General features: G+C 62.3%; 9 protein-coding genes. 4 read left to right on the top strand and 5 right to left on the bottom strand.

All coding sequences use genetic code 11. The annotated features are described in order from the left end of the window. Window positions 1-4: 4 nt before the first annotated feature. Window positions 5-2,314 (bottom strand): beta-ketoacyl synthase N-terminal-like domain-containing protein, encoded by a 2,310-nt coding sequence (locus NKJ04_RS30515; protein ID WP_352679346.1) that lies wholly within the window; start codon window positions 2,312-2,314, stop codon window positions 5-7. A gap of 21 nt (window positions 2,315-2,335) precedes the next feature. After that, window positions 2,336-2,962, bottom strand: coding sequence for a hypothetical protein (locus tag NKJ04_RS30510; protein WP_352679343.1), 627 nt, complete (start codon window positions 2,960-2,962; stop codon window positions 2,336-2,338). A gap of 374 nt (window positions 2,963-3,336) precedes the next feature. Here NKJ04_RS30510 and NKJ04_RS30505 point away from each other — a divergent pair, with 374 nt between their 5' ends. Then, window positions 3,337-4,452 carry a radical SAM protein gene (locus NKJ04_RS30505; RefSeq protein ID WP_352679340.1) on the top strand — a complete coding sequence of 372 codons (1,116 nt, stop codon included), beginning with the start codon at window positions 3,337-3,339 and terminating at the stop codon, window positions 4,450-4,452. A 530-nt stretch (window positions 4,453-4,982) separates the two neighbouring features. After that, window positions 4,983-8,375 carry a TM0106 family RecB-like putative nuclease gene (locus tag NKJ04_RS30500; RefSeq protein ID WP_352679337.1) on the top strand — a complete coding sequence of 1,131 codons (3,393 nt, stop codon included), beginning with the start codon at window positions 4,983-4,985 and terminating at the stop codon, window positions 8,373-8,375. A gap of 149 nt (window positions 8,376-8,524) precedes the next feature. Here the strand turns inward: NKJ04_RS30500 and NKJ04_RS30495 are convergent, their stop codons facing one another. Both NKJ04_RS30495 and NKJ04_RS30490 read right to left on the bottom strand, forming a co-directional pair. After that, window positions 8,525-8,965 (bottom strand): hypothetical protein, encoded by a 441-nt coding sequence (locus NKJ04_RS30495; RefSeq protein ID WP_352679334.1) that lies wholly within the window; start codon window positions 8,963-8,965, stop codon window positions 8,525-8,527. Next, window positions 8,962-9,612 carry a hypothetical protein gene (locus tag NKJ04_RS30490; protein WP_352679331.1) on the bottom strand — a complete coding sequence of 217 codons (651 nt, stop codon included), beginning with the start codon at window positions 9,610-9,612 and terminating at the stop codon, window positions 8,962-8,964. The genes NKJ04_RS30495 and NKJ04_RS30490 overlap by 4 nt, the downstream gene beginning before the upstream one ends. Before the next feature lie 31 nt (window positions 9,613-9,643). Here NKJ04_RS30490 and NKJ04_RS30485 point away from each other — a divergent pair, with 31 nt between their 5' ends. Continuing rightward, entirely contained in the window at window positions 9,644-9,943 is a 300-nt protein-coding gene (locus tag NKJ04_RS30485; protein ID WP_352679328.1) for a hypothetical protein, read from the top strand. Between the two features lie 475 nt (window positions 9,944-10,418). On the opposite strand, the gene NKJ04_RS30480 is transcribed toward NKJ04_RS30485, so the two are convergent. Beyond that, entirely contained in the window at window positions 10,419-11,591 is a 1,173-nt protein-coding gene (locus NKJ04_RS30480) for a GTP pyrophosphokinase (protein WP_352679325.1), read from the bottom strand. A 183-nt stretch (window positions 11,592-11,774) separates the two neighbouring features. On the opposite strand from NKJ04_RS30480, the gene NKJ04_RS30475 reads away from it, so the two are divergent. Then, window positions 11,775-16,064, top strand: a complete 4,290-nt coding sequence (locus tag NKJ04_RS30475; RefSeq protein WP_352679322.1) for a protein NO VEIN domain-containing protein — start codon at window positions 11,775-11,777, stop codon at window positions 16,062-16,064. Window positions 16,065-16,200: the final 136 nt, after the last annotated feature.

Here is a 16,200-nt window from a genome sequence, read left to right as displayed (position 1 = left end):
CTCGTTAGCATGGCGGGTCATTTACCGACAAAACGGTTCCGGACGCGTAGCGGACCTCGGAGTCTCTGTCGGGCAGCGAGGACAGGAGTTCGAAGGCGAGTTCGTGGGTTCCACAGGTTCGGAAGGTCAGCCGTACACCACGAGCCGCTTGCTCGACCAAGAGCGCGCTTTCGAACCGGACTTCGCGCGCCTCGAGGTCGCCGCCGAGGCGCGCGCTGGCGTGCTGCAGTACGGCCACGATAATGCTTGCGCCAGGCACCACAGCCTCACCCACGACGAGATGTTGCGCGAGATAGGGCTCATCGAACCGAATAAGGCTGTCATCGGAATCCTGAGCGCCCGTCGCCCCTCCAGGCGATTTGATGTGGGCAAGCCAATGGCTTCGTCGGGTAAACCGATAGCTCGGCAGGCGAGGCGGCCTGATGAGGCGGCCAAGAGCCAACGGCGCCGCCGTAGGCGCAAATCCCGAGCGCCATAGATCGACGAGGACGGGGAGGCTCGCGGCGCGTGAGGCATCGACAACGATCACTCGCTCGGTGCCTGGATTGCTGCCCCCGAGGAGGAGGTGCCGATCGCTCTCCTTGCGGACACCAGCGACCGACTTCGCATCGGGGAAGAGGCGTTGGAGCAGCGTTCGGATCTCGGAACGTACCAGTTTCGCTTTTTCCTCGCCCCCCCTTGCACGCTCCGCCTCGATAGACGCGCGCGCCGGCTCTGGGAGCAGGTCGAGCGCCTCGGACGACTCAATCCGCAGCATCACCGGCTCCTGTCGCGCGAGAATGCGATCGGTCCGATGTTCCCGGAGGCAATCGGCGAGCTCGGCCGGCTTCTCGGCGAGAGCGGCGACGCGAAATCGTTCGCCCGAAAACGCCCTCATCGAGAACAGTCCGGCCGCTGCTACCTCGGCAGGCGACGCCGTTTCGAGAAAGGCCGCCCAGTCCTCACAAAGCGATCGCAGGGCGGCCGGGTCGTTCGCCGACAATGTGATAGCGATCGGGGCCACCGGCTGAAGAGCCAGAGCGACGGGTGGCGATCGGAGCAACACGTGGCAGTTGGTTCCCCCGAACCCGAAGGCGCTGACCCCACCGTAGATGGGCGCGCCGCTCTCGCGTCCCTCGAGTGGCACGCATGCAGACGGGAGTCGAAGCCGGAGCCTGTCTCGACTGATGTCATCAATCGGCTCCGTCGCGCCAACATGCGGCGGCAGTACGTGGCGTTCGACCGCGAGCGATGCCTTGATGAGGCTCAGAATCCCGGCTGCTGCCTCCGCGTGCCCAAAATTCGCCTTGAGGGAGCCCAGCCAACACGGGCCTTGGTCGGGCTTGCGGTCATTCAAGGCGGCCGACAGCGCCTCGATTTCAATCGGATCGCCGGTGGGCGTACCGGTGCCGTGCGCCTCAACAAAGGCGAGGTCTTGGGAAGAGCGTTCCGCCTTATGCCAACAGGTCCGAAGCAGGTTTGCCTGCGCCTCCGCAGAGGGCACGGTGATGCCGCGCGTGCGCCCATCTTGGTTGACGGCGCTCGCCTCTATGACTGCATGGATCGGATCGTTGGCGTCGAGTGCGTCCTGAAGTCGCCTAAGCACGACTACGCCCACCGCCTCGCTGCGGACATAACCGTCCGCATGCTTGTCGAAAGGACGGCAACGTCCAGTCGCGGATAGCATCCGCGCCGCTTGAAAGCTCGCATTGATTGTGGGGGTCAGCATGAGGTTAGCACCGCCGGCGAGGGCGAGATCACAATCCCCAGACACAAGCGCATCGCAGGCGAGATGAGCCGCGACAAGCGAGGATGCGCATGCGGCGTCGACGGTGATGCTCGGCCCGGTCAGCCCAAGCGCATGCGAAATCCGGTTGGCTGCGAGGCAGTGTGCGCCACCGATTGCGGAGTATGCGCCCAGTTTGGCCCCAGCTTCGTGGGCAAGCAGCGCGTAGTCGAATGAGCATAGGCCCATGAAGACCCCAACCGACCCCTCCCCGGGACGCCGCGGATCCATCCCAGCGTCCTGCAGCGCGTGCCAAGCCTGCTCCATCAAGAGTCGGTGCTGCGGGTCGATCGCTCGCGCCTCGCGCGCGGAAATTTGAAACAGGTGATCGTCGAACAAGTCTATCGCATCGAGATACCCCCCAACCGTCGCAGCCTCGCTAAGCCTCGCCGAGGCCGCCTCATCCCAGACGATAGAACCCGTGTTCCGCCGGTCCGGCCGGCGCTCCAAACGAACCTCTCCGGCCATCAAAATCTGCCAGAAACGCTCATAGTCCAGCGCGGAGGGCACTCGGCAGCTGAGGCCGACAATCGCGATGGGTTTCCTCAAGACAATCGCTCGTCGGCGCGATCAATGCGCGGGAGCTGCATGAGCTCCGCCTCTCATATTGAAGGACAAGGTATCCGAAGTTATGCGCTTGTAGACCTTTGTCATGGGAGGGCTCAGCAAGAGTCCGGGAAAGCGAGTGGCAATATCGAGATCCTGCTCAAGGAACGCATCGGCGCATTGTGGGCAATCCTCACTATCAAAATATAGCTTTGAGCTTCCGATCCTAAGCGCGGAGAAACGGGTGCAGAAATAGTCGGAACCGTGCCCGGTTAACACCTTCAGGTCCTGCGCAAATTGGAAGTTCAATTGCATCACGTCGCGCAAACGCCCTTTTGAGGCACAGTATTCTCTTTCCGTTCGGAATGTTGCGACCTTCTTGTTCAGCGGGGCTGTTCGGCTGAGGTCCAAACTCCCCGTTTCGATCTGGCCGTCGCCCTTGCGATTCATGAAGAAATCATCAGCATCCAGGCGAACATACATCTCGTCTTGCGGTTCATCGAGGATCATATCTACGGCCGATTCCGCAACATCTAAATATTTGTCGTTTTGCAATGCCGTGTGCAGAAAGATCTCCTCGTACTGAGCCATGCTTTCGAAGTCGGTGAAGATACGCACCTCGACCGACGCAGTTCCAGAATAGAGGTTCACAAATAGCTCCGGTTCAACACCTAGATTGTCCCGGAATCCCTCGATAGCACCAAGGGCAGTTTCCAAGAATTTGTGTTGGTATTCTGGCACTACGTTTACGAGTCTCTGAATACGTATTTGCACTTGGACCTCCCTGTCAAAGTTGCGGTCAGCTTTTAATGCGAGGCTTACTTAACGCGAAAGCTTATCGAGCAGTCGAAGGGCTTGGCCTCATCCGACTGCGATCGTGACATTTCCGAGACAGCAACGACGCCAACCGCACGCGACCAACCTGCGAGGGCGGATTCAGATTAGTATCGCGAAATCCTGAGCGTACGCTTTGGCGTGCTAGGCAAAGTAATCTGATTACTATACTGTAATTCGAGGAACATGCAATGAAGATTCGGGAGCGCATCGCACAGTACACCAGCGACCCGCTGGTCGGGGAGTTATGGCATGCCATCCGGCGGGCTAAGCCATTGCGCTCGATCTCAGTCGACGTCACACGCAAGTGCAATCTTAGGTGCAAGGGCTGCTACTTTTTCGTTGAGGGTATGGACAAGGTCGATGACGCCGCATCGGCAGAGTTCGACCACTTCATCATGAAAGAGGAGGCGCGTGGCACAAACTTCGTTACGGTGCTCGGGGGCGAGCCAAGTCTCGCTCAGGATCGCGTTCTTAGGCTTGCAGAGCATTTCAAACTCGTAATTGTGACGAATGGTGTCAAGCCGCTGCCGTGGCTTGGCCTAGAAGACACAACTATTGCGATCTCAGTATGGGGCGACAGGGAGACTGACCGGCGTCTGCGTGGATACGATCGAATCAACATTTTTGAGCGCGCGCTCGCCCATTATCGCTCGGACCCTCGCGTCGTTTGGTACATGACACTGCCATCCTCGCCGTCGGAGCAGACAGAGGAGAGTGTTGCTGCGTGCATTGAAAACGGGAACCTCGTCGGATTCAACTATTACGGGGATCTTGAGGGCCTTGGCGGCTCGCTCGACCATGGCGCGGGATTTTCCGAGGCACGGCGGTTCGTCGAGCAGATGCTGGCGCGCTACCCCGGCCACATCGCCTTCGGTAAGTATCTCAACCAGGTCGTGACGACGGGAGAGATGAAGGGGAGTCGTTGGGGTTACGACGTTTGCGGGAGTGTATCGGTGGACGATCCTGCTAATAAGACGCGGCTAGCGAACGGTCATTCCTTCAACCCGCATTTCAACGCCTACGGTCCCGGCCTTGGAACGCCGCGACGTTGCTGCGTTGGCAGCGTGCGCGACTGCAATACGTGTAGAGACGTGTGGGCGCATATGTCCTGGATCGCTCTAGCACTTGAGCGGCATTTGGACAGCGCAGAGGACTTCTATGCATGGATATCGACGATGTACGTGTTTTACGGCGTCTGCGGCCTCGTCGATCGGCCCGAATTCCGCGCGAGACTCGCGGAAATAAACAGCCGCGATGCCGGGCTCGCAATGCGTGGCGCGGCGGCAGCGCTTAAGGATGAGTAATCGGAGCGGAGGGCGGGCAGTGACGCACCTGTCTGCCGCGGATAGTCCTTAAGTGCTGGACGGATGGAGCAAGGTGGATAGTTCCTGCGCTTACTGCACGCGCTGCATCCGCCTTACTGCCTTAATCGATGCCTTGAGCGCGAACTCTACGGGCTGCCCTTGCTCAACTCTCCGTGTTGTCCGCCAGCCAATGGGCCGACAGATCGATACGGACAATATCGACAAACCTCGGCGCCTATGCCTGGAACGTTGTCAATAAGAGTTCCACGAATCTGCTGTTTTAAGTCGAAATAAAAGAGGGAGTCTATGGGGTCAGTACTTGTCAATATAAGTCATCGCGTTCTCATAGACTTCCGATGTCGCTGATCCGTCCATTTGGTTCGATGCGTAGCACAAAATCGCCTGCCGGGGAACGGTGCTATGGTCGGGACGACCGAAGGAAGACAATACCGCAAATCTGGCGCCGTCGGCACAAGGCGGCAATATCAGCCGAATTGCCGGGCTGCCACCAATCCGCGTAGACTTTGTTAATGCTGAGAATCGGCTCCGAATTACAGTTGAGCGCCTCCGACCTGGTCGGCTACTTGAACTGCGGCCACCTGACTGCGCTTGACCTCCAGGTGGCGGATGGCGCGCTTGAGAAGCCGAGGATCTGGGATCCGCTGCTCGAGATATTGCAACAGCGAGGCGCCGCGCACGAGGCGGCTTATGTCGATCACCTGCGCGCGTCCGGCCTTACGGTCGCGGTCATCGAGGGCAAGGGCATCGATGATCGCTCAGTGGCCGCCACGATCGAGGCGATGCGTGCTGGCGCGCAGATCATCGTGCAGGCCGCGCTACGCGCGTCGCCCTTCACGGGCCGGGCCGACATCCTCCGGCTGGTCGAGACGCCAAGCGATCTCGGCGCCTGGTCCTATGAAGTCGTCGATACCAAGCTCGCCCGCGAAACCAAGGGCGGGACGGTGCTACAGCTCTGCCTCTATTCTGACCTCGTCGGGCAGGTGCAGGGCCTCGTGCCAGAATATGCCTACGTTGTCGCGCCCCTCACCGGCTTCGAGCCCGAGGCCTTTCGGGTCAGCGACTATGCCGCCTACTACCGCAATGTTCGGGAATGCTTCGTCGCGTCCTTGAACGGAAACGGCGGCACCTATCCGGAGCCGGTCGCTCATTGCGATATCTGCCGCTGGCGCGGCCGATGCGACGACCAGCGCCACCATGACGACCACCTCTCCCTTGTGGCCGGGATCACGGCCGTGCAGCGCGGCGAGCTCGCCGGCCACGACGTGGCCACCATGACCGCGCTGGCCGAGCTCTCCCTTCCGCTGCAGTGGAAGCCGGAGCGCGGCGCCGCTTCGTCCTATAATCGCATCCGGGAGCAGGCCCGGATCCAGGTCAAGGGGCGCGCGGCCGGGCAGGTGCTCCATGAAGCGCTGCCGATAGAACCGGGCTTTGGCCTGTGCCGCCTGCCGGTGCCAGATGACGGCGACATTTTCTTCGATCTCGAAGGCGACCCCTTCGTCGGCGAAGGCGGCCTGGAATATCTCTTCGGCTATGCCTTCAAGGACGCGGAGGGCGTGCTCACCTACGTCGCCGACTGGTGTCTCACGCCAGCCGATGAAAAGGCAGCCTTTGAGCGCTTCGTCGATTTCGTGATCGAGCGGCGAGCGCACCATCCCGGCATCCACATTTATCATTACGCTGCCTATGAGGTGGGCGCGCTCAAACGACTGATGGGGCGCTACGCCACGCGCGAGGAAGAGATCGACACGCTACTGCGCGGGCAGGTCCTGGTCGATCTCTATGCGGTGGTCCGCCACTCCATCCGCGCCAGCGTCGAGAGCTATTCCATCAAGAAGCTGGAGCCGCTCTACGAATTCGTACGCGCGGTATCGCTGCCGGATGCCAACTATGCCTTGAGCAAGGTCCAGGCCCGCCTGGAGCTTGGGGACGCAGGCGGCATCAATGCGGAAGATCGGGCCGTCGTTACCCGCTACAACCAAGATGACTGTGTCTCGACGGAGCGGCTTCGGGACTGGCTGGAGGGCCTGCGGACTGACGCGGTCGCCTCAGGCATGCAGATTCCCCGGCCGGCTCCGCCTGGAGAGGATGTTCCTCCGGATATTACAGCCTGGCAGGCGCGGATCGATGCAGTCGTGGCCAAATTGACCGATGGCATTCCGGTGGACGCCGCGGAGCGCAGCGCCGAGCAGCAGGCGCTCTACGTGCTGGCGAACGTGCTCGACTGGCATCGCCGGGAAGAGAAGGCGATCTGGTGGGAATATTACCGGCTGGCGGCGCTGTCCGCGGACGAGCTGGAGGACGAGCGGGCAGGCATCGCCGGCCTCGAGTTCGTGGATACCGTGGGCGGAACCGCCAAGGCCCCTGTCAACCGCTATCGATTTCCCCCGCAGGACGCGGAGTTTCGCGGCGGGGAGGATTTGCGCAGCGTCGGCGGCGAGCGCTTCGGCAAGGTCGAGGCCGTCGACCTGGAACACCGCTTTATCGACATCAAGAAGCGAGGCGACACTGCTGGTGTTCACCCAGAAGCGATCTTCGCCCATACCTATATCGACACGGCTGTCCTGGCCGAGTCCCTTGTGCAGATCGGCGAGCACGTGGCCGATCATGGCATCGGCGCTCCCGGTGCCTACAAGGCGGCGCGCGATCTGCTGCTGCGGCGGCCGCCCGATGCTGGCGGCGCGGCGCTGCGCCAGCCGGGCGAGAGCCCGGTCGACGCGGCCTGCCGCCTCGTCCCGGCTTTGCAGGGCGTGCTAGCCATCCAGGGACCGCCTGGCGCGGGCAAGACCCATACCGGCGCCTACGCGATCCTTGCGCTGGTCAGGGCCGGCCTTCGCGTCGGGGTGACCGCCAACAGCCACAAGGTCATTCGCAACCTGCTCGCGAAGGCCGCCGAGGAAGCAGCGAAGGAAGACTTCGACCTGCGGTGCCTGCACAAGGTCACGGATGCGGAAGACAATGTCCCGCACCTCAACTTCACCACGAAGAACCCCGAGGCCCTCGGCGCCTTTGCAAGCGGCTACCACGTCCTCGGCGGCACGGGGTTCCTGTGGGCCCGGCCCGATGCAGCTGGCCTCGTCGACGTGCTGTTCGTGGATGAGGCCGCGCAGATGTCGCTCGCCAACGTGCTTGCCATATCGCCGACCGCAGCCAGCCTTGTCCTGCTTGGCGATCCGCAGCAGCTTGAGCAACCGATGCAGGGCTCGCACCCCGAGGGTACTGAGGTCTCGGCCCTCGACCACCTTCTCGGCGGACGGCGGACCGTCGCCGAGGACGAGGGCCTGTTCCTCGACCAGACCTGGCGCCTCCATCCCGACATCTGCCGTTTCACCTCCGAGCTGTTCTATGAAAGCCGCCTCCTTCCTCGTCCCGGTCTCGAGAACCAGGCCATCCTGATGGACGGCCCGCTTGGCGGGAGCGGCCTGCGCTATGTCGCGGTGCAGCACAGCGGCAACCAGAATTCCAGCCCGGAGGAAGCCGACCGTATCCGCAATATTGTGAGCGGGATCCTCGCTTCGGGCGCACGTTGGCGCGACCGCGAGGGCAACGAGGCGTCGCTCTCCCTGGCCGACATCCTGATTATCGCGCCGTACAACGCGCAGGTCTTTGAAATCCAGGCGCGCCTCCCCGGCGCGCGGGTAGGGACGGTTGACAAGTTCCAGGGGCAGGAGGCCCCCATCGTGATCTATTCCATCACGACCTCCAGTCATGCCGACGCCCCGCGTGGCATGGAGTTCCTCTACAGCGCAAACCGGCTCAACGTGGCCACCTCCCGCGCCAAGGCACTATGCATTCTCGTGGCCAATCCGGACGTGTTCGAGCCGGAATGCCGGACGCCGCGCCAGATGCAGCTCGCCAACGGCTTCTGCCGCTACCTGGAAATTGCCGATGTGGTCGATCCATAGCCGTATCGCGGGGGCGGTTATGGCCGGGAAGAGTGTCCATGCGCTCGACACCGCACATGTCAAGGCGGCCGGGATGGCGATCATGGCCGGGACGCTGCAGGCGCACCCCGCCATCGTCGTGACGGATAGAATGGAGGCGGGCCGGCGCGCTAGGCCGTCGTGGCTCCCATGCCCCAGCTCCGCACAGGCCAGGAACCTTCTCTTGCCTCCTCCACGGTGAAATAAAAGTCCTTGAACCGCCGGGCTTCGATGCGTGGCAGCATGTCCGAAAACTGCGCCCTGGTGACTTGGAGGGATAGGCTCAGCGACGGCAGGCGATCGGCCGGGAAGAGCTTGCCCGCGTCAGGGAACTCCGTCTTCATGGGCGTGGGCGCCATGATCATGACGATGCCCGGCCACCGGAACGCCGCGTCCGGCATGATGAGCGTGGCGGGGAGAATGACATAGGTGAACTCGACCGACTGGCGGGGCGGGCCTGGCTGGACCACCTGGCCGAAGTTGACGCTGGCCGGGGCTACGATCTCGCCGCGCCACTCGCCCGCCACGATCGGCGGAAACCTGAGACGGCCGCCCTTCTTGCGGACGGTCATTCGGCAGGTGTGGCGCCAGGAAGCGAGGCAATATCGATATCCGCTGCCTCCAGCCTGCGCCTGGCCGCCGCGACGACCTCCGCGCCAAACTGCGGCGCGTGCCGCAGGACGATCGCTTCGCCGGTCAGCTCCGGCATGTTCCGCTCCAACAGCATGACAAAGCCGTCGGTGCTTTTGGCGCTCGTGGCCCAGTCTTGAAGAGTTTGGATCACACCTGCCCTTGCGACTTTCTGCCTTGTGCGCGCGAGCCGGGTCGTCTTTCCCCGCTCTTCGGACAGGACATGCTCGAAGGCATGTATCGTCTGCCAGAAATCATGCTCCACGGTCCCCGGCCTCTCTTTGGGCAGGACGGAAACCAGCTTGCGGAAAGCGGCGTCGGCAACGCCCGGCTCACCCTTGTCCCGGGCGTTCCTGATCCACGATCTCAGCTTTTCGGGATCATTGCAGTTCTCGATCAGTCCCAGCATCTTCGCGACGTCGCTCATTCGGTCCTCCCTTTGGCTCCTGGCCCGCAGGCCTTTCTTGCCCACAACAGTGACTGCGAGGGATCCGAGGTAGCTTCCGATCCGCAGCCCAGCAAAATCAAGTAGCCCGCCTTGTAATATGCCGATTTCCAAATGGCTTTGATCGACCATGCGTTTGGTCATATATGCTTACCGGAAAGCATGGGAATGCGGTATGCGCAAAGCAAGCTTGGCACTTGAAGCCTTCATTGACGAAACGATCCAAAAAGGGCGCGAGAAACGGTACATCCCAACAGTCTTCATGGGGATGCGTCAACAGCTAGGCACCATCCCCGCTATTTCGAAGCTCGTTAGAAGCGGCGATATCCAGAGCGGCTTCAAACGCCTTCACAAGCTCAACCTGCTTGATTGGACCATTGAGGCAGCCGTCGAGAAGTTCCCTGATGAGTTTACTGGCGACGATCTCGAATGCGCCGCGTTCCGACTGCGTGAGGCGCGAAAGGAAGATCGTTGAATGCCAACCGAGCGGCCTAGAGGTCAGAGGCGTCCGCCTGAAGCGTCTCCGGACCCGCGACCTTCCTCGTGTGTTCACAGCCGGGGTGTCGTCGCACACCAGCTTGTCTAACCGGCAACAGCGATGGTCCTTGTGGCAGCGAAACGAGTCCGCTCCTAGCCGCCGCCGCGCGCAACCCGAGCACAACCAACCTAGCTGTCGTTGTTTTCCAAGGCCTGAGATGACAAGCGCAGCTGTTGCCGGCACGCAAGCGCGACCGTGTGGCGGCAACCCAATGCGGGACGACCCAAGGTCAGCGACCGTTTCAGCCCATATACCAGTCGGTCGGCTATTCCCCTCCTGTAGGTTTTAAATGGTCGCTTGAGGTTTCCCGAGCCGGGGTTCCAATGCACTTAAGGTTTCGAATGTCGTCCCACGGCCAACAGCACTGCGGTCGGCGGATTTGAGCAGATACACGATCACTCCATGAGCACGCTTAGGTGGCCCTTGTACCGCCTTTCAGCCGCCGCCCCTTCGGTTCCCCAGATTCCGCGATTTCGCGTCCGCGTAAGCTGGTTTCCCTGTCGGCTCTGTTCATGGCGCGCCACCTATCGAAGTTATCCTTCGCCCTATCGCTAAGGAGCGAAGCGAAAAAGTCTTTGTCCCCTGCGTAGAGGCAGTGCCGCATGACAGTAAAGGGATTGAGCGTCCCACCATCTGGTCGTTCCTCGAAGTCGGCTTTGTAGCGGCGGACCTCGCCGATGGTCTCGCGCAAATAGAAGTTGAACTCGCCGCGACTGATATCGGGCTTCAGCTTGATGACCTGTTGCGTGAAGCCGTCGACTTTGTGCGCCTCGAAATTGACCCCGGGAAAGAAGTGCTTCGCGATGCGCAGCAGGCTGAAGGCGTTCAACGGGGCATAGTTGCGTGGTGGCGCCGCCGCGGCGGTTTCGATTTCGATTCGCGGACTCGCTGATTCCTCCTCAATTTCCGCATAAGGTGTATCGGCGCGTTCGATCTCCTTGGCCGTTTCGTCGCGAATGGCGCGAAACTCGCGATCCGCGAGTTCGAACAGGGCTGCGAGCGTGTTGATACGCCGCTTTAGTCCATTCGGAATCGACTTCTTGTACTTGATCTTGTGGTCCAGAACGCTCCAAGAGTCCTGCACCACGGTCCGGATCTGTAGCTCGAACGGATACTGCGCGTATCCCGCATATTCCTTGAGAGTTCTTCGCCCCTCGCTAAGGCGCAAGTCGAGATGCAGGCCCTTGTAGCCGAAGGCGTCGGACGTCTCCTCCATCTGGGCTGTCTTGTCGGTAACGCCGAGTACCTCAAACTCTTCTTCAACAAGCGCCTTCACGCGCTCGACGTCGTCCTCGTAGAAGCAGATCACGCGCAGGCCGATAAGGTCTGAGACGTGGTCGCGGATGGCATAGGGCGTGTCAGAACTCTCAAGCGCGGTTAGATATTTCAAGCGGAACTTGCTCAGGCATTCGTCACGGTCCTTGATCCGGCGTTCGACCTTGGCGCCGGCGATCACCGCGTCGGTGGCGAGCAGGGATCGTATCAAGGTATGAAAGGCGCTGGCGGCCGCCTCCATCTCGTCCCACGACGAGTCATAGAACTCATGAAAGGCCGCCTTCTCAATCTCGTAGTCTAGCGACGCCATCGGATCCCCCAAACTTCCCAGAACGACCATAAGGGTCGCGATGGTCACCGCGGCCACACACTAAATCAACGCGCGATCTTCGCCAACACTAGCCTCGATCCGTTCCATGCCGTTGCAACACTCCCCCACGCTCCCTAGATCTTAGCAGACCGTGTGGGGTGCGGTCCGCGGGAGGGGCTTCAAGTGACGGATTTGGACGAAATCGCCGGCGTAGTGCCGGATACTGGCGCCGCGCGCCCAGCGCGGGCCGCCTCCGCGCGGGTGCCACCCCATAGCGCGCTTCCGCCGATCGACGAACCCGAATATGTGCCACCGGATTTTAGCGCCAATCGTCAAATCCGGATCGGCTCGAGCTTCATCGAGCAATTCGTAGCCGGCCACGACGCCGGCGACGTCTTGCGCGAACTGGTACAGAACGAGTTCGACGGCGGCGGTCGCGCATTGACGCTCACCTTTGGCAGCCGTTCGCTCGAGGTCGTCGGAACCGGCAGGACCATAGATACCAAGGGTTGGGAGCGGCTCTCAGTCATCGTCGGCACAGGCAATGTCATGGGCGGTGGGCACGGCGAGGTCGTGGCTCCCAAGGAGAATGGGATTGGTTCGAAGAATTTTGGGCTGCGTTCGCTCTTCCGCTTCGGCGAAGCCATCCATGTGCGGTCCGGCGGCAAGGTCGCATTGCTGGATGTCCAGACGCAGGAAACCGCGCAAGCGGCGGACCCCGCCTGGCGTGGCGAGAAGGGTGTGCGAATCCACGTGCCGTATCGGCAGACTTCCACTGACAGGCTCGAGGCTTTCAGCGTCGAGCGCGAGGAGCATTCCCTTAGCTTGATGGCGGCCGGTATGTCCGACACGCTGGTCAAGTTGGCGCTCACGGGCCAGAAGCGGGGCCTCCGCGAGGTCCAAGTCCACTCGATCCGCACTGGACGGTCGCTGCGCTGGAAACAAGATGCAACCACTGGCCGCTGCCGCGCACCGGGCACGACGATGGTCGCTCGCAAAGGCCGGCTCGTCGATGGCATCGATAAGACCACGGCGTTTCAAGAGGAAGAATTCTCGCGGTCGGTCGCGATCCCACCTGAATACGCCGGCCGCTCATTCCCGGCGTATTACCGACTTCCCAAAGGCCGCCTAAAGATCGCCGTGTCGGTTCCGATCGCCAGGCGGCGGGTCGATCTTGGCGGAGATGGCCATTTCTACTATCCGTTGAAGGCGCCCTCCTCGCGGACCGGCTGCGCCATCAGTGTCAGCGCTCCTTTCGAACTCAATACCGACCGCAGCGGTATCATAGACCATGTATGGAACGACTGGCTCATCGACCAGGCGGTCGAGCTGACCATCGACTTGCTCAAGACCGATTGGTTCGCCCGCTATGGCGCGGACGCGTTCAAGGCACTCGCGGCGGATGGGCTCGCGAGTCCAAACCGCTTCGCTACCAAGATTGCCGAGCGGCTTGCGAAGGACGCCTGCTGGCCGACCCAGGGGAAGGGCGACGACCGGTTCGCGTCGGCCGCGACGATCGTCCTGCCTACCGATGAGGAGTTTGGCGGGTTTCTCGCCGCCAATCGTTATCTCGATCCGGCGCTCGCCGCCGACCAGGGGCTGTGCGATCTCGTCGAGACCTACGGCGCGAAGCGATTCACCATCGCGTCCCTGGTCCGGCTCAGATGCGCCGGCAAGGAGGGTAAAGGCCTCGCCACCCCTCTCGGCAAGGATGCCCAATTCTACTACAGTGACTATCCGGCAGGGATCTCCAGCATCGACGTGCAGAAGCGTCAGGCGGCCGCGCTTTCGGCCTTTCCCCGTCGACTGACCAAACCGCTCAAGAGCGACCTCGCCAGCACACCGTCGACACTCAGCTATACCGGCTCGCCGCGGCCGGCCACCGAGTTGATGATTGTCGATCCCGAGCTTTGGGACGACTGTCCCGAGCCCATGGCCAACCGTCTTCATCCGGAGCTCGCGCCGTTTAGGGCGATTTCGGGACATTGCAAGCTTTTCGACGAGGAGCGCTGGCTGGTTGACGCGGCGCGACGCGCGGCGACCGCCGCTCCCGACGATCGCGAGCGCGAAACGCTCTATCGCAAACTGCTGACGCGCGAGACACCCATCAGTCGGGCGGCGCTGAGTGCGCTGCGCGCCAACCCGGTGGTCAAGAACCAGCGGGGCGAGTGGGTTGCGCCAATCGCGATGGCCAAGCTGAAGCCGCCGCTCGCTCGTCTGCTCGATCCGGCGATCGATGCGCCGTCTAAGGAGTTGCTGAACGCGCCCGCGCTGATTGCGCGGCTACGCCTGCGCGAGACGCTCAATGGCGCGGACCTGCTGCGCTATGCTAGAGGGCTCGCCGATAGGCCCGCTATGGCGGACAGATTTGAGAAGCTGCTCAGCGAAAACCTTAGTCTGTTGACCGGCACGACGATTGAAGCGTTGCGCGCGATCCCTTGCCTAAAGGCGCGATCGGGCGCACTCGTCGCGCCAGCGACGTTGCACCTCGACACCGCGACCAACCGCCTCTGCGTCGGCAACGACAGCCTCATCGTCGCTGGCGCCAACGAGCTTCTCTATCGCAAGCTTAAGCTCAAGCAGGCGCCTGATTCAAAGACGCTGCTTGATATGATCAAACTTTCGCGGGAGCAAGGCAGCGCTCCGGTCCGCCCGGACCTCCTTTACCCCGCGCTTGTCGACGCCATCAGCCGCGAGCGGCGTGCCAGGGCCGAGATCGTCGATCTGCCGATCTGCTGGATGCGCAATGGATACGAGGCGCCTTCGGACATCCTCGTTAGCGCTCGCATCCCAGCCCCGCTCGCAGAGGCGATTCCGGTCTACCGTCATAGCGACGAGACAGGCCGTGCCTACCAAGACCTCGGGGCGCCATCGATCCCGAACGAAAGCCATTGGCAACGATTCTTCCGGCATGTCGGAACGACCTGGGCGCAAGAGGCGCCGCTCGATCAAAGCCGCCGGCGCATTCTGATCGAGGCCTATCGGCTGCGCGGCCCCTCGGCGTTGCCGGCTGGGCTCGAGGATGTCCGCTGCCTTATCGACGATCGGTCGCGCCTGTTTACACTGGCCGAACTGCGCGCCGGCCAGCTTGTCGAACCAGATTTCCCAGCGCTTCAGCAAGCGTTGCGCGTCGCCGACAGTAAGATCGGCGTCATCGAAACGACCGACCGTTCGCGCATCTTCTATACTATGCTGGGCATCCGTCCGCTGTCCGCGATCGCGGGCGCCAGCGAGCCGGTGGTCGGGCCTCCCGGCCGCCCACCCTTCTGGTTCAAGCCCAAGCAGGGCGATCGCATCTTGGCCATGCTCCACCGGCCGCTGTTCGCGAGGGCGCTGAGCGAGGTCGCCTATCGCAACCGGCACGGGCATCAGGGCTTTGTCCCGTCGGACCTGATGACTATCCAAGCACGGCTCTCCGGCGTCCGTTCGATCACATTCTACCAGACGCTGGATCGCCGCTACGGCGTGGGGACTGCCAGTGTACTAGTTCCCGTCCAGCTTGCCCTCAGTGGTGACCAGCTGGCGCTCACCCCGCCCAAGAACAAGTCGGCCGTCCAGCTGATGCTGGCGGAAGCGCTCGCGGAAATCGCCGGAGCGACCAGCGTCGCTACCATGCGTGGAATCGCCAACGCATTCCTGCCCCTGCTGCTTTGTGGGAGACATGAGGAACTCACCGACTATCTCGATATGATGGGTATTCCGCACCGCCGGTCGGACGAGAATGATGATGGCCTCGACCTCGGTTTCGACGAGGATGACGATGTCGCGGACGATGTCGCGGACGATGCCGAGGAGCTGGCAGTGCGGCAAGTCTTCGACAATCTTGCTACTAACGTCCCGAGCAACACCGAGCCGGTCGCGCCCGTCGATCCTCAACCCGCTCCGGCGGCCAATCCTCCGTCGCCGACACCGCCTCAGCCGGTTGCGACTTTCGAGCTGCCGGATCTCGACGAGGTCTCGCTGACAGTCGCCGATATCCGGGGCGCGCAGATCGAGCCGCGCGAGCCGTCAAACCGCGGTGGCGGCGGGTCGTCGGGCGGCTGGCTGCCGCCCACGCCCGACGAGATCGCACGGGCCGGGCGTGTCGGCGAGCGCGGCGAGGCGCTTGTCTACCGCATGGAAATCGAAAAGGTCCGTGCCATGGGCTTTGACGAGCCCGAGCGCTACGTAGTGTGGACGTCGCGTAATCAGCCCGGCGCCGATCATGACATTCGTTCGATCGACGCCGAAGGGCGCCCGCGCTGGCTCGAGGTCAAGTCGACGACTGGTAGCGACGGGCGCTTCGACTGGCCCCGGCAGGAGTTCGAGAAGGCGCTGCGCGAGCGTGAGCGCTACGAGCTCTGGAGAGTCTACCGGGTCGCCGACCGCGCACCGACTGCCAAATGCTTCTCGAACCCGGCCAAGATGCTTGGAGCGCGTCAGATCGTGCTGGAGCTCGCTGGGCTTCGCGCCAACATCGAGGATATGGGCTGAACCGGTCAGCAAGGGCCGCGCAATGGATCGAACGCCGATGCCAATGGTCGTGAACGGCTAGGCGTAGCGCCTGAACGCCGCCGGTCCGCGAGCGCCCCCGCGGAGTCGTTGGGACAAGCATCGCACCCTATGTCAG

Source organism: Mesorhizobium sp. M0618 (assembly GCF_040320765.1).
GTDB lineage: Bacteria > Pseudomonadota > Alphaproteobacteria > Rhizobiales > Rhizobiaceae > Mesorhizobium.
This window is presented reverse-complemented; position numbering and strand designations above follow the sequence as displayed.